This window comes from Gordonia sp. NPDC003504, assembly GCF_053587995.1.
In genome coordinates this window covers 347,166-366,312 of sequence record NZ_JBSFPC010000005.1, presented here as the reverse complement: position 1 = coordinate 366,312, position 19,147 = coordinate 347,166, and the positions used below count along the sequence as shown (strand labels likewise).

The window sequence follows — 19,147 nt, the reverse complement described above, 5'->3', positions numbered from 1 at the left end:
CCATCGTCGGCGGACTGATCGTCCTTGCGGCGATACCGGCGTCGCGGCATCGGACCGCACCGGATACCGGTGCGGGAATCGCGCGTGTTCGGGTGATGTCTTGGCTGCTCAGATGAGTTCCCTGATCCGTCGGCTCGGGTAAATACGGCCGGTGGACACCTCGTCCTCGACCTCCTCGAGGGTCTTGCCGCGGGTCTCGGGGGCCTGGGTGATGACGAACAGCAGCGCGATGATGCCGATGCCACCGAACATGAAGAACGTGCCGGTGATGCCGGTCGCCTCGACCAGGGTCGGGAAGAACAGTCCCAGAAGGGCATTGGTGATCCACAGGCAGAACACCGAGATGCCGATGGCCAGACCACGGATGTGCAGCGGGAAGATCTCCGACAGCAGGACCCAGGTGGCCACGTTGAGGAAGGTCTGCATCGATCCGACGAAGATCACCACGAGAGTCAAGATCACCCACGGACGGGCGGGATTGCCCTCGGGCAACGCCAGCGATGCGATGCCGATGAGGAAGTGGCAGGTGGTGGTGAGGCTGTAGCCGATGATGAGGGTGGTGCGCCGATTGATCTTCTGCGCCAGCCAGAGTGCGGTGATCGAGCCGACGACCGCGATGACGCCGGGGGCGATGTTGGCGATGAGTGCGGCGTTGCTGGCGAATCCGGCGTCCTTCAGGACGGACTGGCCGTAGTACATGATCGAGTTGATGCCGGTGAGTTGTTGGGCCACACCGATTCCGATGCCCACCAGCACGATGCGCCGAATCCATTTGTTGTCGCGCAACGCCGTCCAGCTGCCGTGGATCGCGGTCTCCTCCATCTCGTGGAGTTCTTCGACCATGTCGACCTCGGCCCGGGCGCGCTGCTGCGAACGAATGGTGGCGAGAACGTCGTAGGCCTCCTCGCGGCGGTTCTGGGCGATCAGCCAGCGCGGTGACTCGGGTACGCGGACCATGCCGACCATCAGGCAGATCGCCGGGAGGGCGGCGACGGCGAGCATGATGCGCCAGACCCCGTCCTCCTCGCCCCAGATGTTGCCGATGATGGCGTTGACGATGAAGGCCGCGAGCTGACCGACGACGATCATCACCTCGTTGCGGCCGGCGAGGGAGCCGCGGATCTCATACGGCGCGAGTTCGGCGAGGTAGACCGGGACGACGGTCGACGCGGCGCCGACGGCCAGTCCGAGCACCACACGTCCGACCACCATGACACCGAATCCCGGAGCGAACACGCAGATGAGGGTTCCGGCGAGGAAGAGGACCGCCAGGCCCATGATCGACTTGCGGCGGCCGATGGCATCCGACAGCCGACCGCCGATCAGCGCACCGAACGCGGCGCCGAACAGCAGGGAGCTGGTGACCACACCCTCGGTGAAGGCGGTGAGGCCGAGGTCGGTCTTCATCGGCTCCAGTGCGCCGTTGATGACACCGGTGTCGTAGCCGAAGAGCAAACCGCCCAGCGTGGCGATCAGGGCCACGGCATGAAGACGCCGCCGGAACGGTCCCGTTCCCAGCGGCGGCAGAGTCGACTGATCGTGTTTCAGACCCGGATGGTCATCGGTGGTGGACATGGTGCTCCTTGCCTTGGGTTACATCTTCCACTGTCAGTGATGACAGTCACAAGAGGATCGTAACCCAGTTTGTGCAAATGTCCTAACAAATAGTCGTCAATGGATCTCCGATCGGTGACTCAGCGCGGCATCAACCCGGCGGCACGATAGGCGGCATCGATGAACTCCATGGTGGCGACGGCATCGTCCGGCCCGATCGGCAGCGATTCGCCGGACCGCAATGCGGTGGCAAGTGCCTCGAGCTGAAAGGTGTAGGTCGCGCGGGTACTGACGTGCTCGACGTGCTCGGTGCCGTCTCTGATGATGGTCAGGCGGTCGTCGCGCTTCGGCGAGAGGTAGTCGTGCAGGATCAATTCACCGGTGTCGCCGACGATCCGACACCGGAAGGTGTAGTCGGCGTCGACCATCGACGTGGTCGTGGCGCCGGTTGCCCCGGACGGATACCGCACGTCGATCGTCGCCGATTCGTCGACCTGGCCGTCGCGGACCACGGCCGATGCCGCGGTGATCACCGGCTCACCCCCGGCGAACTCGCCCAGATGCCGAAACACATGGACGCTGTAGCAGCCCAGATCCATCAGCGAACCGCCGGCAAGATCGTAGGACCATCGCGGATCCGTCGGAGCCGGCTCGGGCATGCCCATCACGACCTCCACGCGCCGGAGATCGCCGATTATGCCGTCACCCAGCAGTTCCCGAGTGCGCGCCATCAACGGATGGAACAGGTAGTGGAACCCCTCGAGTATCGGAACGCCGGCCCCGCGGGCGGCATCGGCCACCTCGCGGGCCTCGGAGGCATTGCGGGCGAACGGTTTCTCGGTCAGCACCGGTTTGCCGGCCCGGATCGCAGCCAGATTCCACGGCGCGTGAAGCGAATTGGCGAGCGGGTTGTAGATCATGTCGACGTCGGGGGCCGCAATCACCTCGTCATAGGTGTCGACGACCCGCTCAACGCCGAACGTCGCGGCGAAGTCCTCGGCGCGACGCCGGTCCCGGGCGGCGACCACGACCAGTCGATGGCCGAGTTCGCGTGCGGGGCCGACGATCGCGTTCTCGGCGATCCGGGAGGCGCCGAGGACGCCGATCCGCAACGGTTCGTCAACCGAACGTGTGCGGCTCATACGTAGATCTCTCCGCGGGCCACGCGGCGCAGATACGACATGGAGACCGCGACATCGGCAGCGGCCGCGTCGGCGGCGGCCTCGTCGGCGAGAATCGTATCCTGTTCGAGGACAAACCATCCCTGGTACCCGGCGTCGGTGAGCGCGCCCACCACCTGGGAGATGCGGGCCCGGCCCGCGCCGAGCGGGACGTACATACCGGCGGCGACGGCCTCGGTGTAGGTGAGTTCGCCACGCTGTACTTGTTCCGCGAGGTCGAGACGAACGTCTTTGAGATGCGCGTGCCGGATGCGGTCGGTGAAGGCTGCGGTGATCTCGAGTGGATCGGATCCGCCGATGAGCAGGTGACCGGTGTCCAGGCACAACCCGATCGATGAGTTCTCCAGCACTCGATACACCTCCTCGCGATTCTCGATCAGCGTGCCGACATGCGGATGCAATGCTGCCACTACACCTCTGCGCGCAGCCATCCGGTCGAGGCGATCGAGGTTGGCCAGCAGAGGGAACCATTGCGCATCGTCGAGATCGGGCCGTGCGTCGTAACCGTCGACACCGGTGGCGGCAGCGAGTACGACGACGTCACCCCCGGAGATCTCGAGTCTGTCGAGAACCTCGGAGACCTCCGGTTCCGGATCGTGGTCGGCATCGTGCAGGACCACGGGCACAAAGGAACCCACACAGGTCAGCTCGAACGACGCGAGGGTGTCGCGCAGTTCCTGTGGGGCAGAGGGCAGGAAGCCCTCCGGGCCGGTTTCGGCGGCGGTCACGCCGAGTTCGCGCATCTCTCCCAGGACCCGATCCCGGTGAACCTGGTAGCCCCAGTCGGGCACCTCGCATACACCCCAGGAGATGGGGGCGGCGGCGATACGGAGGCCGGTCGTGGTGCTCATGCGGTGTGCCGCCGATCGAGTTCGGCGAGTTCGCGGGAGAAGCGCTCCGCGTCGAAACCGCCGGCGAGGGCACGATGGACCAGTTCGGCCTGGGTTTCGCCGGCCAGCCCCGACAGTGGCTGGTCGAGGTCGAGGTTGCTGGGGAAGGCGTATCCCTCCGCGGCGGCGGCGATGACGTGGTCGACGCCGGACTGGTCGCCGGAGGCCGCCAGGTCGAGCAGCGACGGATACAGCGATCGCAGCATCGCCGACCGGTCGACGGCATCCATCGCGCGCCCGAACGCCGACGACACCTGGAGCAGATTCGCCATTCGCTTGATGTCGGCGGAGGTGTTGTGGCCGGCGGCATGGAACAGCGCGGGATTGAAGAACACCCCGTCGCCGGCACGGAGCGGAAGTTGGATGTGGTGGGCAGCAAAGTAATCGCGGAACTCGGGCAGGTTGAATGCGATATAGCCCGGCTCATACCGCTGCGAGTACGGCAGATACATCGTGGGACCCGATTCGAGTGGCATGTCGACGTGGGCGACCGCGCCCTGCAGGGTCAGCGCCGGTGACAACCGGTGGATGTGCGCGCGGAACTGTGTTGCGGTGTCGGTCGACATGAACCCCAGGTGGTAGTCGCGATGCGGATTCTGTGCGGCGCCGGCGGGATTGACGACATTGATGGCCGAGGTCACCTGATACATCGGGCCCAGCCACGCCTCGCAGATCAGCGCGAGGATGTCGTTGGCGTAATACCGAGTGAAGGTCTCCGGGTTGCGAATGGCGAGTTTCTGTAGGGCATTCCAGATGCGGTCGTTGGCTCCGGGTGCGGCGAAATGGTCGCCGAAACTGCGGCCGGCGGCGTGCTGTTCCTCGATGATGTCGGCGAAGATCCGGGTGGATTCGGCCAGTGCGTGCCGCTCGTCGAATGCGCCCGCGAACACGACGATGCCCGGCCCGGTCAGCAGTGCTCGTGCCAACTCGTCACCGACCCTGATGCGGACGGCCGGATCGGCGATCTGTGACCGCAGAGCAGCCGCGTCGTAGACGAGGACGTTGTGGTCGACCGATGTCGCGTACGGGTAGTCGGCGAGATCGGTCTCGGCGTCGATGGCGGTGACGAAGTCGTCGATGCGGCATTCGTCGAGGCCGAAGCGGTCGGCGCGGTGAGTCGAGGTGCGCTCGCCGGAGGGGTTGTGCACGGTCATGTGGTGTGCGCTCCTTTTCATGAAGGAGGGATCGATGGGGAATCCCTTGCCACAACCCTGGCAAGATCCTAATGTCCTAACAAGGGCAGATCTCCATCAAAAATACCTCAGGAGTGGGCCATGCCACATCGCTATTCGGTGCGCGACATCGCCAGGCAGGCGGGCGTGAGTGAGGCAACGGTCGACCGCGTGCTGCACGGGCGATCCGGCGTGCGTGAAGCCACCGGCCGTCAGGTCGAGCAGGCCATCGCCGACCTCGACCGGCAGCGCACCCAACTCCGGCTTTCCGGTCGGCAGTTCATGATCGACCTGGTGATGGAGACCCCGCAACGGTTCTCGTCCATGGTGCGCACCGCGTTGGAGCTCGAGATGCCGAGCCTACGACCGGCGACCTTCCGGGCGCGCTACCACTGCCACGAGCGGTGGGAGGTCGAGGCGATCGTCGCCGAACTCGACGCGATCGCGCGCCACGGTAGCCACGCGGTCATCCTCAAGGCGCCGGACGCACCCGAGGTCGCGGCCGCGATCGGCAGGTTGAGCGCCGCCCGCATTCCGGTGATCACGCTGGTGAGCGATGTGCCGATGAGTACCAGGATCGGCTATGTGGGTATGGACAATCGGGCGGCCGGCGCGACCGCGGCCTACCTGATGTCGCAGTGGCTGCGGCACGTCGATGCCGACGTCCTCGTGATGACCAGCAGCGCGGAGTTCCGGGGCGAAGAGGAGCGGGAGATGGGTTTTCGTGCCGCGATGCGCCGTGACGATCCGCACCGGCACGTCACCTATGTCTCCGGCTCCGACGGTCTGGACGTGACCAGCCGGAGGCTGACCACCACGGCGCTGGAACACAATTCGCGGATCGCGGCCGTTTATTCGATCGGTGGCGGGAACAAGGGAATCGTCACGGCGCTCTCCGCCGCGGACCAGACATGCCAGGTGTTCCTCGGCCACGACCTCGGGCCGTCGAATCGCGATCTGTTGCGTAGCGGGCATCTCACCGCGGTGCTGCATCATGACCTGCGCGCGGACATGCGACAGGTCGCCCAGACGGTGATGAGTCACCATGGTGCGGTGCCCGGGGAGTATCGACCGCGCGCGTCGGAGATCCAGGTGATCACGCCGTTCAACATGCCGCCGGAATGAACCGAGGCCAATGTTTGGTTGTTATGACATACTGTGAGGCATGACACAGGCCACCCAGCTGCAGGTGGATCTCGACCGTTCGACCCCGGTGCCGCTCTACCATCAGCTCGCCCAGGCCATCGAGTCGGCGATCATCAACGGCGAATTGACCCCCGGCGACCGGCTCGAGAACGAACTCGATCTCGCCAAGCGACTCAAGCTCTCCCGGCCCACGATCCGGCAGGCGATCCAGGAACTCGTCGACAAGGGTGTGGTGGTCCGCAAGCGGGGAGTCGGCACCCAGGTGGTGCAGAGTCCGGTCAATCGCTCGGTCGAGCTGACCAGCCTCTTCGACGACCTGAGTTCCGCCGGGATGCATCCGGCGACGCAGTTGCTGGAGTATCGCCGATCGGTACCCGACGACGCCCTGCGCACCGAACTCGGCCTCGACGCCGACGCGGAGGCCGTGACGATCCGGCGCCTGCGCAGCGCCGGCGGTGAACCGCTTGCGGTGATGACCAATCATCTGCCCGCCGACATCTGCCCTCCCCCGGGCGACCTCGAGGACGGGGGCCTCTACAAAGGGCTCCGGGCCAACGGTGTGCACATTCGGCTGGCGCGTCAGGTCATCGGTGCCAAGGCGGCCGACGCCGACGAGTCGGCCCTCCTCGGCGTCGACGAGGGTGCGCCGCTACTCACCATGCAGCGCACCGCATTCGACGATGCGGGCAAAGTGGTCGAGGTCGGCCGGCACGCCTATCGCGCGGACCGGTACTTCTTCGAGACCACTGTCGTCGACCGCTGACCTCACCCGGTGGGGGCATCGGGCGCCGCGTCGTCGCCGGTGCCGGAGTCTTTGTTGCCGCCACTTCCGCTGACCGCGATCAGTAAGTGCCGCACCGCCATTGCCCGCCGATATGAGGGACCGGTCAACTCGTCGAGAGCGCATTCCGGGTCGGCGGGCGGGCCGACATGGGTACAGCCCCGCGGGCAGCGTTCGATCGCCTCGTGCAGGTCGTCGAAGGCATCGATGATGTCGTCGGGTTCGACGTGGGCCAACCCGAAGGACCGGATACCCGGAGTGTCGACCACCCAGGACCGTCTGCCGTCCGGATCGGCGGCCGACGCGGGGAGCGGCAGGGCCACCGACTGCGTCGACGTGTGCCGTCCCTTGCCGACCCCGGAGACCACACCGGTGGCGCGATCCGCGTCCGGCACCAGGCGATTGACGAGGGTGGACTTGCCCACCCCGGAGTGTCCGATGAAGGCGGCGAGGTGCCCGCGCAGGATGGCGAGGAGGTCGTCGAGGGCGTCGTCACGCCCGGCACGCACGATCGGCAGATCGAGGCCGTCGAAGGCCGCCACGAACTCTGTCGGGTCGGCGAGGTCGGATTTGGTCAGGCACAGCACCGGTTCCAGCCCACCGACGTAGGCGGCGGCCAGGGCGCGTTCGACGAAGCCGGTGCGGGGTGGAGGATCGGCCATGGCGGTGACGATCAGCAGGCGGTCGGCGTTGGCCACCACGATGCGTTCGTAGGGATCGGTGTCATCGGCGGTGCGGCGCAACACTGTTCGACGGTCGGTCACCTTGACGATGCGGGCCAGGGTGTCGGGTTTTCCGGAGAGGTCGCCGACCACCGACACGTCGTCACCGACCACCACCGGTGTCCGGCCCATCTCGCGGGCGCGCATCGCCACGACGATGCGGTCCGGGTCGCCGCCGAGGGCGCAGCCCCAGCGGCCGCGGTCCACGGAGACGATCATCGCCGATTCGGCGTCGTCGTGGGCGGGGCGTGTCTTGGTGCGCGGCCGTGAACCCTTGCCCGGTCGGATCCGGACGTCGGATTCGTCGTAACTCGCCGCGCGGCGACTCACGGACGGCCGATCATCTTCTGCCACATGCCCGGAAAGTCCGGCAGCGTCTTTGCGGTGGTCTCGATGTCGTCGACGGTGACCGCCGGTACCCGCAGCCCGATGATGGCCCCAGCGGTGGCCATCCGATGGTCGGCGTAGGACTCCCAGCGCCCGCCATGGAGTTCCGCCGGTCGGATGATCAGGCCGTCGTCGATCTCGGTGACATCGCCACCGAGGCGGCCGATCTCGGTGGCCAGTGCGGCGAGCCGGTCGGTCTCGTGTCCGCGCAGATGCGCGATCCCGGTGAGACGTGATTCGCCCTCGGCCAGCGCCGCGAGGGCGGCGACGGTCGGGGTCAGCTCGCCGACCTCACGCAGATCCCGGGTGATCCCGGTCAGCCGTTGCGGCCCACGCACGGTCAGCGTCCCGTCGAGAAGTTCGACGGTGCAACCCATCTCGGCGAGGATGTCGGCGATCTGCGCGCCCGGCTGGGTGGTCACCGCCGGCCAACGTTGCACGCCCACCCGGCCGCCGGTGGCCGCGGCGGCGGCGAGAAACGCTGCCGCATTGGACAAGTCGGGTTCCACGATCCAATCGACCGCGCGGATCGGCGACGGTGCGATCCGCCAGACGTCGGGTTCGCTGACGTCCACGGTGACCCCGGCGGTCTCGAGCATCGCGATGGTCATCTCGATATGCGGCATGGACGGTACCGGGGGACCGACGTGCCGGATGGTGAGGCCGTCGGTGAACCGCGCGCCGGTCAACAGCAGACCGGAGACGAACTGCGACGACCCGGACGCATCGATGGTGACCTCGCCGCCGCGTGCGGACCCGGTTCCGTTGACGGTGAACGGCAACGAGTCGCCGTCGACGTCGACTCCGAGATCACGCAGCGCGTCGAGGATCGTGGACAGGGGGCGCTGGCGTGCCTGTGCGTCACCGTCGAAGTCGACCCGCCCGGTGGCCAGCGCCGCGACCGGGGGCAGGAATCGCATCACCGTTCCGGCGAGCCCGCAGTACACGTCGGTGCCGTGCATGTCGCGGGGTTCGATGGACACCGTGGTCGGGTCGGCGGCGTCGACGCGGATGCCGACACCGAGCCCGGTGAGCGCGGCGAGCATCAGGTTGGTGTCACGGCTGCGGAGGGTGCCGGTGATCGTCGACGGCCCGTCGGCGAGGGCGGCGAGCAGCAACGCACGATTGGTGATCGACTTCGAGCCGGGCAACTCGACGATGGCGTCCACCGATCCGCCGACGGTGGGCGCGGTCCACGTGCTCATGCGGTCCAGTCTGTCATGGGGCGCCGACACGACCGGGAGCGACGGTCACCGGTTGTCGAGCCGCAGGGGATGGCTCGCGGGGACCTCGACGACGATCAGCAACCGCCCGTCGGGGTCGCGGACGTGCATCTCGATCAGACCCCACGGCTCGGTCACCGGTTCACGCTCGATGTCGACGTGCGCGGCCCGCAACTCACGTTCGGTCGCGACGGCATCGCGCACCTGCAGCCAGAGTGCTCCGGACGGTTCGACGCCCGAGCTGATGTCCGAACTCATGTGGCCGGGGATCTCGATGAGTCCGTTGCCCGCATGAAAGACCATGCCGCCGGGGTACTCGCGCGCCACCGAGAGCCGGAGTTGATGTCGATAGAAGTGCTGCAGCTTCTCCGGATCGGCCGAACGCAGCAACACGCGGCTGGTGAGGACCTCCATGTCTAGAGTGTCTACACCGCTACCGGCGGGTCGGACATGACTCGGCCCGGCGCGTCGCACCGGTCGTGGTGTTCGACGCGCCGGGCCGGGCGGTCACTGGCCTTCGGTGGTCCCGTCACTCCCGCCGAGGGCATGGCCCCGGTTCAGGTCGTTACCGTGGCGGGCCGCCTCGTAGATGGCCCGTTCGCGGGCGATGCGGTCGGTCTCGCCGATCGGCGTGGCGTCACCGAAGGCGAACGCCGATTCGTGTGGGGTGTCATGCGGGATGTCGGGATCGTCGACGGCGGGGTCGAGTTCTTCGGGCTGTGGGCTGGGGGGCATGGGTCAAGTTTACGGCCGCAATCGCCTCGGCACCGGCGGTACCGGCGCCGAGGCACACTCCTAGTCGACGGTCATCGATCCCTCACCACGACTGGAGAATTTCCCGTCGGTGACGCCGTCCCAGCGGTCCAGCACAGCCGTCGCGGTCGGATCGCCCTGGCTCCTGATCCACTCGCACAGTTCCTTGGGTGCCGACGGGTTGGTGACGATGAATCGGTGCAGTCCGGGATCGTGTTCGGCGAGGACCTTGAGGGTCTCCGGCGGGGTGTTCGGGTCGGCGGCGGCCAGTGCGTCGCGCGGGTCGAACGCGCCCCCACGCGGTGCGTCGGAGCCGGACAGTCCCTCGGCCTCGGCGACGTCGATCTCGCCGGTGTTGTGGTAGTCGACCGGGTCGGGGGAGGTGCTGCGCCAGTTGAGCAGCAGGTTCAGCACGATCGCGGTGATCGCGCCGGCGGAGATCCCGGAGTGGAAGATCGTCTGGAACCAGTCGGGGAACTGGTGATACAGGTCGAGGGAGACGTTGACCGGCGCATCACTGAGGGTGCGGTCGGTGTAGTACAGCTTGGCCTCGGTGAGCATCGCGACGCCGACGGAGATGGCGACGACCAGGATGTTGGTGTTGTTGAACTTGACCTTGGTCAGGGTCCGGACACCGCTGGCGGCGACCATGCCGAACAATGCCACGCCCGCGCCGCCGAGGACCGGTTGCGGGATGCCCTCGATGATCGCGGCCATCTTCGGCAGCAGACCGAGGATCACCAGGATGACGCCGGCGCACGTCGCGACGTGGCGTGTCTTGACCCCGGTGATGGCGACGAGCCCGACATTCTGGGCGAACGCGGTGTACGGGAAGGTGTTGAAGATGCCGCCGAGGACGGTGCCGACACCGTCGGCGCGCATGCCGTCGGCGAGTTTCTGCGGGGTGATCTTCTTGTCGACGATCTCGCCGACGGCGACGATGTCACCGGTGGTCTCGGTCATGATCACCAGAGCGACGATGATCATCGCGATGATCGAGCTGACGTTGAAGGTGGGCAGGCCGAAGTAGAACGGCTCGGGGATCGCCACCCAGGAGGCCGAACCGACGTTGCTCCAGTCGGTCATCCCGAACGGGATGGAGATCAGGGTGCCGATCACCAGGCCGACGAGCACCGAGACGCGCTTGATCGTCGCCGGGGCGAAGCGCTCCAGCAGGATGATGATCAGCAGCGTCAGGAAGCCGAAACCGATGGCCTTGGGTGCGCCGAAGTCCTCACCCTGGGCGGTGCCGCCGCCGAACCAGCCGGCCGCGACGCGCATCAGCGAGACGCCGATGATCAGGATGATGGTTCCGGTGACCAGTGGTGGGAAGAATCTGATGAGCTTCCCGACGATCGGGGCCACCAGGATCATGAAGAGGCCACAGGCGATCACCGAACCGTAGATGGCGGTGATGCCGTGCCCGAGGCCGATGGTGATCATCGGTCCGACCGCGGCGAAGGTGACACCCTGCATCAGCGGCAGCCGCACGCCGAAACGCCAGAACCCGACCGCCTGCAGCAGCGTGGCGATACCGGCGACGAAGAGGTCGGCGGTGATCAGATGCACCATCTCGTCGGATTGCATCTGTCCCGCGCTGATCATCGCGCCACCGACGATCAACGGCACCGCGACGGCACCGGCGTACATTGCCAGGACGTGCTGCAGGCCGAGGGGGAAGAGCTTGGCGAACGGGGGGATGTCGTCGACCGGATGGTCGGTGCTGCGCCCGTGCTTGATGGTGTCGAGAACTGACATTCCCCATGTCTACGAGGGCGAGATTTCCGATTTGACGCGCTCGTGTGTCGAATGTGTTTCCGGCAGAATATATCCGCATGGCGCCTCGAACCTCCCAGCTCAGTTCGGGGCTGCTGATGTACCGGCGGTCCGGCACCGGGATCGAGATCCTCATCGCCCATCCCGGCGGACCGTTATGGGCACGCAAGGACGACGGCGCGTGGTCGATCCCCAAGGGCCTCGTCGACGAGGGTGAGGATCTTCTGGCCGCCGCCCGACGCGAATTCGCCGAGGAGATCGGGCAACCCGCTCCTGAGGGCGAGGTCCTTGATCTCGGCGTGGTCCGGCTCAAGAGCGGTAAACGGGTCGTCGCCTTCGCCGTCGAGGGTGATCTCGATGTGTCGATGGTGGCGAGCAACACCTTCGAGATGGTCTGGCCGCCGCGGTCGGGGCGGGTGCAGAAGTTTCCGGAAGTCGATCGGGCGCAATGGTTTTCGACTGCGGATGCGGCTATCAAGCTCAACCCTGCCCAGGTGGCGTTCGTCGATCGTCTGCGCGGCCTGATCGAGGTCTGAATCCGCGCCGGATCCGATGGTGTCGCGGGCGCCGTTCCGTGCTGTTCGGTCTGCCCGTCCGCGTGGTCATTCCGTGTCGTGACGCGTCGGTTCACGCCTGCAGGTGCCTGACATAGGTCCGTCATCAGTTCCCAGAGTGTACAAATAGCACGGTTTCGTCTAGACAACGAATCAATCACCATCTATTGTCATGTTCATTCGTGATGCACAACACACCAGGAGGTAAATCGATGAGCATCGACGACTCGACGTCGACGAGCGCGCCCACGCTCGAGTGGCGAGACAAGAAGCGGTATCTGTGGTTGATGGGGCTGATCCCGCCCACGGCGCTGTTCCTCGCGGCCGGCCTGGTCGCCGGATTCACCGCGATCGGCTGGGACGTGGCCGCGCCGGTGTGGTGGTGGATCGGACCGATCCTCATCTACGGACTGTTGCCGATTCTCGACATCTTCTTCGGTCCCGACGGGGAGAATCCGCCGGATGAGTTGATGGAGCAACTGGAGAACGACAAGTACTACCGGTACTGCACCTACGCGTTCATCCCGTTTCAGTTCGCCAGCCTGATCTTCGCCTGCTACCTGTGGACGGCATCGGATCTGTCCTGGCTCGGGATCGACGGCGGCCTCGGCCTGGTCTCGAAAACCGGTGTGGCACTGACCATTGGCGTCATGGGTGGCATCGGGATCAACACCGCGCACGAGATGGGACACAAGAAGGACGAGCTCGAGCGTTGGTTCTCCAAGATCACGCTCGCCCAGACCGCCTACGGCCACTTCTACATCGAGCACAACCGCGGACATCACGTTCGGGTGGCCACGCCCGAGGACCCGGCGAGTTCACGATTCGGGGAGTCCTTCTGGATGTTCCTGCCGCGCAGCATCTTCGGCAGCCTTCGGTCGGCATGGGAGTTGGAGGCCACACGCATGCGGCGCCTTGAGCGGCCCGTCTGGCACCACAGCAACGACGTGCTCAATGCCTGGGCGATGACGATCGTGCTGTGGGGTGTCCTTACCGCGATCTTCGGCTGGCAGGTCCTGCCGTTCGCGGTTATCCAGGCGGTCTACGGATTCTGCCTGCTCGAGTCCGTCAACTATCTCGAACACTACGGACTGCTGCGGCAGAAGACCCCGAGCGGTCGCTACGAACGCTGCGCGCCCCGGCACAGCTGGAACTCCGATCACATCTGCACCAACATCTTCCTGTATCACCTGCAGCGACACAGTGATCACCACGCCAACCCCACCCGGCGTTATCAGACACTGCGGTCCTTCGACGAGGCGCCGAGCCTGCCGAGCGGCTATGCCAGCATGATCGGCCTCACCTACTTTCCGCCGTTGTGGCGGCGGGTGATGGATCACCGCGTCCTCGACCACTACGACGGCGATATCAGCAGGGTGAATCTGCACCCGCGCAAGGCGGACAGGATCGCGGCCCGGCACGGAGCATCCGCCGCGAACGGCGGGGGGCTCACCCGATGAGCGCGTACCGATGCCCCATCTGCGACTACATCTACGACGAGACGATCGGCGCTCCGCGCGAGGGCTTTCCGGCCGGCACCACGTGGGACGGCGTCCCCGACGACTGGGCCTGCCCCGACTGCGGCGTCCGCGAAAAGGTCGACTTCGAGCCCGTCCGCGCCGCGGTGTGAGCGATCGCCCGCCCCTCATTCCTCAACTCACTCCAGGAGAACGATCATGAACTTCAAGCTGTTCCGTTGCGTCCAATGCGGTTTCGAATATGACGAGGCACTCGGCTGGCCCGACGACGGGATCGCGCCGGGCACTCGCTGGGACGACATCCCCGACGATTGGAGTTGTCCGGACTGCGGCGCCGCCAAATCCGACTTCGAGATGATCGAGGTGGCTCGGCCGTGACGGGTGGTGTCGTCATCGTCGGTACCGGGATCGCCGGGATGACGGCGGCCCAGACATTGCGGGACAACGGGTTCGGTGGTCCGGTGACGGTGATCGGAAGCGAACCCGAGGATCCCTACCGGCGCACCGCACTGTCCAAGGATCTCTTGCGCGCGGATCTGTCGGCAGATCGGATAAGGCTGCGGCCGTCGGCGTTCTGGACCGAGAAGAATATCGAGGTGTGCTGTGGGGTGATGGCCTCCGACCTCGACACCGCCGGCCGGCTGGTCGGACTGTCCGACGGACGGACGCTGCCCTACGATGCGCTCATCCTGGCTACCGGCGGTCGCGCCGCCAGCGCGGAACCGATGGCCGGGGTGCCGACGCTGCGTACCCGGTCCGACGCGCAGCGAATCCGGGAGTCGATCGCGGACACCGGGCGTGTGTCGGTCGTCGGCGGTGGGCTCATCGGCCTCGAGATCGCCGCATCCGCGGCGGCCGCCGGATACCCGGTCGATGTCGTCGAGCGCGCCCATCGTGTCATGGAACGCGTTGTACCCGAGATCGTTTCCGAGGTGATTGCCGAGCTGCACAGCGAGCGGGGGGTGGTGCTGAGATGCGGCGCCCGGGTGGCTTCGGCCGACGCTGCCGGACTCACCCTGAGCGGTGGTGCGCGACTCGACGGTCCGGTGGTGGCGGCGCTGGGACTGCGCCCGGATGTCACGCTGGCCGTTGCCGCGGGGATCGAGGTGGCTGCGGCGGGAATCCACACCGACGACCACCTGCGCACCAGCGCCGACGGCGTCTACGCCGCAGGCGATGTGGCCGCGCCGCCGCACCCGCGTACGGGGCGGCCCGCCCGCACCGAGAACTGGATGTCGGCCACCAAGCAGGGCATGGCGGCCGCGCTGAGCGTGTCCGCCGATCTCGCCGGAGGGTCGGCGCCGGCCTACCGCGAGGTCCCACTCGCCTGGACGATTCACTACGGAGTCAACTTCCAGATCGCCGGGTGGCCCGCCTCGGGGACGCGGTATGAGATCGACGGCTCGCTCGCCGAACGTGATGCGGTGGTGCGGTGCTTTGACGACCGACAACTCGTCGGCGCGGTGGCGATCGGGCGGCCGCGAGCGGGTCGTACGGCGCGCGAGGAGATCACCGCCGAGCTGACCCGGCTGACGGTATGAGAGCCCCGACCCCGGCGAGGCGGGCGGCCGGGGAGTGCCTCGGTAGTCTCGTCGGGGTGAGGACGAGGCGGACATTCGCAGAGGCGAGCAAGGAACTCCTGCGGACGACGCTGCTCGACGGCCTGCATGACCTGCTCCTCGAACAGGATTGGCCGTCGGTGACCGTCGCCGACGTGGCGCGGGTGTCCGGGGTGAGCCGCCAGACCGTCTACAACGAATTCGGCTCGCGGCACGGGATCGCCGAGGCCTACGCCATGCGGTTGGCTCAGCAATTCTCCGCGATCGTCTCCGACGCGATCACACGTACCGCAGGCGATGTCGACGCCGCGCTGTATCAGGGATTCACCGACTTCTTCGGCACCGCAGCCGACGACCCTCTCATCGGTTCCCTCCAGCGGGGCGAGGCCAAACCCGACCTGCTGCGCCTGATCACCACCGACGCGGGTCCATTGATCACCACCGCGAGTGCGGCCCTCATCGACACGCTCACCACGTCGTGGATCGGTCTCGGTGACGACGACGCCCTCCCGATCGCGCGGGCCATCGTCCGCATGGCCCTGAGCTACGTGGCGATGCCACCGGAGAGCGACCGCGACGTGGCCGCCGACCTCGCCGTGGTGATGGCGCCGGCGATCTCGGCGGCGCGGGCCCGCGGTGGCGATGACGCGGGGGCCGACGACGACGCCGGTGACTGAGTGATCGGTCAGTCCAGCCGATACCGGATCAGCCGGGCGGAGTTCCCGACCACCGCCACCGACGAGGCGTTGTGCAGGATCGCCGCCAGGACCGGGGACAGCGCACCACCCGCCCCGATCAGCAGACCGATGGCGTTGACGGCGATGGCCATTCCGTAGTTCTGCCGGATCACCCCCAGGGTGTGATCGCCCAGATCGCCTACGGCGGGCAGCATCGCGAGATCGTCCCGGGCCAGCGCGATGTCGACGGCCACATCGGTGCCGGCCAGACCCATGGCGATGCCGACGTCGGCCGCGGCGAGCGCCGGTGCGTCGTTCACTCCGTCGCCGACCATCGCCACGACGTGGCCCTGCGCCTGTAGTTCGCGTACGGCGGCGAGTTTGTCGTAGGGGAGGACCTCGGCACGCCACTCGTCGATACCGAGCGACTCGGCGATCGCGGCGGCGGTGGCGGCATGGTCGCCGGTCAGCATCGCGATGCGTTCGACACCGCGTGACCGCAGGACGTCCAAGACCTCGCGCGCATTCTCGCGGACCTCGTCGCGCAGGCTCACCAGACCGACCAGCCGACCGTCGACGGCCAGCAGAAGAGGTGTCTCGCAATCGTTTCGGAGCCGATCGACCCAGTCCCGGGCGTCGTCGCTGAGGGCGACGTCATGCTGGGCGAACAGGGCCGGGCTACCCAACAGCAGTTCCCGGCCGTCATCGGCCAGCGTACGCATCCCCAACCCGACGATGACCTCACATTCGGCGTGTGTTGGGATCTCGATGCGACGGTCGGTGGTGGATCGGATCACGGCCTCGGCCAACGGATGTCGCGAGTGGATCTCCGAACTCGCGGCGTGCGCGAGCACCTGTTCGGGGGTCCAGGCGTCGTCGAAGGAGATGACGTTGGTGACGATCGGACGCCCGGTGGTCAGCGTTCCGGTCTTGTCGAACACCATCGCCGTGACGCGTCCGGCGGCCTCGAGATGCGAGCCGCCCTTGATCAGGATGCCGCGCCGCGCGCCGTTGCCGATGGCGCCGCTGATGGCCGTGGGGGTGGACAGGCCGACAGCACACGGGCAGGCGATGAGCAGCATCGTCATCGCGCGACGGAGATCCCGGGTCACCAGCAGGGTGGCCGCCGACAGCAGGAAGGATGCGGGCACGAACCGCCGGGAGAACTGCTCGCCCACGGTCTGGATCGGCGCCCGGTCGTGCTGGGCCTCCTCGACTCGGGAGATGATGCGACCGATGGCGGTGTCGGTCCCGACCGCGGAGGTGCGGATCACCAGTCGTCCGCTGACCACCACCGAGCCGGCGTGCACGTGATCACCGACCGCCGCGGTCACCGGCAGATTCTCGCCGGTCAGGGCGGACTGATCGACCACCGCGACGCCGTCGACGACCGTCCCGTCGGCCGGCACGGCGACGTGGTCGTGGATGACGATGACGTCGCCGACGGCCAGCGAGTCGATGGGCACCTGCACCTCGGTACCGTCGTCGAGCTGGATCCAGGTGGTGTCGGTGTTGCCGCGCAACAGATCCGAGATGGCCCGGCGGGTCGGCGAAGCGTCAGATCCTGCAGGAACTCACCGATGTTCAACAGCCACAGCACCGTCAGTGCGACGACGTTCTCGCGCAGCAGCAGGCTGGCGACAGTGGCCGCGGAGACCAGTGCGTCGGTGCTGGCGCGACCACCGCGCAGCGACCGCAGCGCACCCTTGAGGAACGGATACCCGGAGAAGATGGTGACGCCGGTGGCAACGGTGCGTGACGCGGGCCCGAGGAGCCGCGGACGCCGGAAACCGTAGCGCCGCAAGCCCAGAAGCACGAGAGCCCCGGCGCCGATACCGAGCCGGACCAGCTCGGTGTTGGTGATGTCGGCCGAATGCGGGTGAGCCCGCGCGACGCTGGTCAGGTCGACCGACAGCCCGTCGGCGAGCGCCGAATGCAGTGCGGCGCGATCGGTGGTCGAGCGATACCAGACCACCACCGATCCGGTGCGCGGGTAGACGTGTGCGGCACGGACACCGGGCACGGCCATCAGTGCGTCCTCGACGGCCACCGCCCGCCGGGCAGGGGCGCCACGGAGATCGGGTGTGATCAGCCGGAGTCGGCCGGCGGCATCCGAGCGGATGTCGGCTGCGACGACGGTCACCGCGGATCAGTGCTCGTGATCGTGCGGTTCCGACACCCCGGGTGGATTCGCCTCTTCGCCGATGCGATCCTACGCCTCGGCGATGATGTCGGCGGTGCGCAGGCGTGCGTCCTCGGCGATGGCCTCGGCCTTGCGGGTTCCCAACAGTCCCCACGAGGTGACCACCACCGCACCCTCGCGCAGCGGGGCCTTCGCCACGGCCTTGCGGGCGAGGTCATACGCCGCGGCGCCGACAATCCCGGTGGCCACCGCCGAACCCGCCTTCACCAACAGTGCATGCATCGCCATCTGTGGAACCTCTCCGTCGACCTGTAATGCAAATGATTTCCAGAACGACGAGTTCTAGCGCCAGCGCGCGGAGAATGCGACGTCGGGCGACGCTACGTGACGGTGATCCCACCGTCGACGGGCAGTGTCTGTCCGGTGACGTAACCGCCGGCCGGTGAGGCCAGCCAGACCGCGGTGGCGGCGAGTTCGGTGGGGTCGCCGGTGCGGCCGAGCAGCACGCGCGGCATCTGCGAGTCCAGGTAGCCGTCCTTGTAGCCGTCGGTCATCTCCGATTTGAAGAAGCCCGGCGCCAGGGCGTTGACGCGAATGCCCTTGCGGGCGCCCCACTGCTGGGCGAGGTCGCGGGTGAGACCGATGACCCCGGCCTTGCTGGCCGCGTACGCCGCCTGCGGCAGGGATGCGGTGGTGATGCCGAGGATCGAGGAGATGTTGATGATGGAGCTGCCCGGAGTCATCACCCGACCGGCGGCCTGCGCCATCCAGTACGACCCGTTGAGGTTGATGTCGATGACGCTGCGGAACTGTTCCGGGGTTTCCCGGGTGGCGGGGACGGCGGTGCCGACGCCGGCGTTGTTGATCAGCACGTCGACGTGACCGAAGGTCTCCATCGCGGTGTCGATGACCTTCTGGCACGACTCCGGATCGGCGACGTCGGCGGTGACCGACAACGCCTTTCGGCCGATCGCCTCCACCTTGGCGGCGGTGTCGGCGAGCTTGTCGGTGCGGCGGGCGGCGAGCACCACGTCGGCGCCGGCCTCGGCGAAGGTGGTGGCGAACGAGACGCCCAGACCCGACGATGCGCCGGTCACGACGACGACCTTGTCGGTGAGGGAGAACAGGTCGAGAACGGACACGCGGTCACT

The 19,147-nt window shown here is 67.1% G+C and carries 19 protein-coding genes and 1 pseudogene; 8 read left to right on the top strand and 12 right to left on the bottom strand.

The genetic code is table 11. The features are described 5' to 3' along the window. Positions 1 to 108 precede the first annotated feature (108 nt). The 4 genes from ACWDPV_RS12915 to ACWDPV_RS12900 form a co-directional block, all read right to left on the bottom strand. On the bottom strand, positions 109 to 1,575 hold the full coding sequence (locus ACWDPV_RS12915; RefSeq protein WP_348804445.1) for a sugar porter family MFS transporter: 1,467 nt from the start codon (positions 1,573 to 1,575) through the stop codon (positions 109 to 111). A 119-nt stretch (positions 1,576 to 1,694) separates the two neighbouring features. Beyond that, complete coding sequence (locus tag ACWDPV_RS12910; RefSeq protein ID WP_449743265.1) at positions 1,695 to 2,696, bottom strand: Gfo/Idh/MocA family protein; 1,002 nt, start codon at positions 2,694 to 2,696, stop codon at positions 1,695 to 1,697. Next, positions 2,693 to 3,586: a sugar phosphate isomerase/epimerase family protein gene (locus tag ACWDPV_RS12905; RefSeq protein ID WP_449743264.1), complete on the bottom strand. Its 894-nt coding sequence runs from the start codon at positions 3,584 to 3,586 to the stop codon at positions 2,693 to 2,695. Before ACWDPV_RS12905 ends, ACWDPV_RS12910 begins: the two co-directional genes overlap by 4 nt. After that, a complete protein-coding gene (locus ACWDPV_RS12900) occupies positions 3,583 to 4,779 on the bottom strand; it encodes a phytanoyl-CoA dioxygenase family protein (protein ID WP_449743263.1) in 1,197 nt (398 codons plus the stop codon). The genes ACWDPV_RS12905 and ACWDPV_RS12900 overlap by 4 nt, the downstream gene beginning before the upstream one ends. A gap of 120 nt (positions 4,780 to 4,899) precedes the next feature. Here ACWDPV_RS12900 and ACWDPV_RS12895 point away from each other — a divergent pair, with 120 nt between their 5' ends. Together ACWDPV_RS12895 and ACWDPV_RS12890 are read left to right on the top strand one after the other, a co-directional pair. Further along, the gene (locus ACWDPV_RS12895) at positions 4,900 to 5,922 is read left to right on the top strand and encodes a LacI family DNA-binding transcriptional regulator (RefSeq protein ID WP_449743262.1); all 1,023 of its coding nucleotides are present in this window, start codon (positions 4,900 to 4,902) and stop codon (positions 5,920 to 5,922) included. Between the two features lie 40 nt (positions 5,923 to 5,962). Next, entirely contained in the window at positions 5,963 to 6,706 is a 744-nt protein-coding gene (locus ACWDPV_RS12890; RefSeq protein ID WP_449743261.1) for a GntR family transcriptional regulator, read from the top strand. A gap of 2 nt (positions 6,707 to 6,708) precedes the next feature. On the opposite strand, the gene rsgA is transcribed toward ACWDPV_RS12890, so the two are convergent. From rsgA to ACWDPV_RS12865, 5 genes are all read right to left on the bottom strand, one after another. Beyond that, positions 6,709 to 7,776 carry a ribosome small subunit-dependent GTPase A gene (gene rsgA, locus ACWDPV_RS12885; RefSeq protein ID WP_449743260.1) on the bottom strand — a complete coding sequence of 356 codons (1,068 nt, stop codon included), beginning with the start codon at positions 7,774 to 7,776 and terminating at the stop codon, positions 6,709 to 6,711. Beyond that, complete coding sequence (aroA, locus tag ACWDPV_RS12880; protein WP_449743259.1) at positions 7,773 to 9,038, bottom strand: 3-phosphoshikimate 1-carboxyvinyltransferase; 1,266 nt, start codon at positions 9,036 to 9,038, stop codon at positions 7,773 to 7,775. Before aroA ends, rsgA begins: the two co-directional genes overlap by 4 nt. A gap of 45 nt (positions 9,039 to 9,083) precedes the next feature. Next, entirely contained in the window at positions 9,084 to 9,470 is a 387-nt protein-coding gene (locus ACWDPV_RS12875) for a VOC family protein (protein ID WP_348804437.1), read from the bottom strand. Between the two features lie 93 nt (positions 9,471 to 9,563). After that, positions 9,564 to 9,791, bottom strand: coding sequence for a hypothetical protein (locus tag ACWDPV_RS12870; protein ID WP_348804436.1), 228 nt, complete (start codon positions 9,789 to 9,791; stop codon positions 9,564 to 9,566). A 60-nt stretch (positions 9,792 to 9,851) separates the two neighbouring features. Beyond that, positions 9,852 to 11,567: a nucleobase:cation symporter-2 family protein gene (locus ACWDPV_RS12865; protein WP_449743258.1), complete on the bottom strand. Its 1,716-nt coding sequence runs from the start codon at positions 11,565 to 11,567 to the stop codon at positions 9,852 to 9,854. 77 nt (positions 11,568 to 11,644) lie between these two features. On the opposite strand from ACWDPV_RS12865, the gene ACWDPV_RS12860 reads away from it, so the two are divergent. The 6 genes from ACWDPV_RS12860 (at position 11,645) to ACWDPV_RS12835 (ending at position 15,853) form a co-directional block, all read left to right on the top strand. Beyond that, on the top strand, positions 11,645 to 12,121 hold the full coding sequence (locus tag ACWDPV_RS12860; protein WP_449743257.1) for an NUDIX domain-containing protein: 477 nt from the start codon (positions 11,645 to 11,647) through the stop codon (positions 12,119 to 12,121). A gap of 230 nt (positions 12,122 to 12,351) precedes the next feature. Then, on the top strand, positions 12,352 to 13,599 hold the full coding sequence (locus ACWDPV_RS12855) for an alkane 1-monooxygenase (RefSeq protein WP_449743256.1): 1,248 nt from the start codon (positions 12,352 to 12,354) through the stop codon (positions 13,597 to 13,599). Continuing rightward, complete coding sequence (locus tag ACWDPV_RS12850) at positions 13,596 to 13,769, top strand: rubredoxin (protein WP_449743255.1); 174 nt, start codon at positions 13,596 to 13,598, stop codon at positions 13,767 to 13,769. The genes ACWDPV_RS12855 and ACWDPV_RS12850 overlap by 4 nt, the downstream gene beginning before the upstream one ends. Positions 13,770 to 13,812: 43 nt before the next feature. Then, on the top strand, positions 13,813 to 13,995 hold the full coding sequence (locus ACWDPV_RS12845; protein WP_348804577.1) for a rubredoxin: 183 nt from the start codon (positions 13,813 to 13,815) through the stop codon (positions 13,993 to 13,995). Beyond that, complete coding sequence (locus ACWDPV_RS12840) at positions 13,992 to 15,158, top strand: NAD(P)/FAD-dependent oxidoreductase (protein WP_449743254.1); 1,167 nt, start codon at positions 13,992 to 13,994, stop codon at positions 15,156 to 15,158. Before ACWDPV_RS12845 ends, ACWDPV_RS12840 begins: the two co-directional genes overlap by 4 nt. Before the next feature lie 56 nt (positions 15,159 to 15,214). Continuing rightward, positions 15,215 to 15,853, top strand: coding sequence for a TetR family transcriptional regulator (locus tag ACWDPV_RS12835; protein WP_348804430.1), 639 nt, complete (start codon positions 15,215 to 15,217; stop codon positions 15,851 to 15,853). An 8-nt stretch (positions 15,854 to 15,861) separates the two neighbouring features. Here ACWDPV_RS12835 and ACWDPV_RS12830 read toward each other — a convergent pair. From ACWDPV_RS12830 to ACWDPV_RS12820, 3 genes and pseudogenes are all read right to left on the bottom strand, one after another. After that, positions 15,862 to 17,975, bottom strand: a pseudogene (locus ACWDPV_RS12830) (heavy metal translocating P-type ATPase). A gap of 90 nt (positions 17,976 to 18,065) precedes the next feature. Beyond that, the gene (locus ACWDPV_RS12825; protein ID WP_425476219.1) at positions 18,066 to 18,284 is read right to left on the bottom strand and encodes a DUF1490 family protein; all 219 of its coding nucleotides are present in this window, start codon (positions 18,282 to 18,284) and stop codon (positions 18,066 to 18,068) included. Positions 18,285 to 18,376: 92 nt separating this feature from the next. After that, a complete protein-coding gene (locus ACWDPV_RS12820; protein WP_348804429.1) occupies positions 18,377 to 19,138 on the bottom strand; it encodes an SDR family NAD(P)-dependent oxidoreductase in 762 nt (253 codons plus the stop codon). Positions 19,139 to 19,147: the final 9 nt, after the last annotated feature.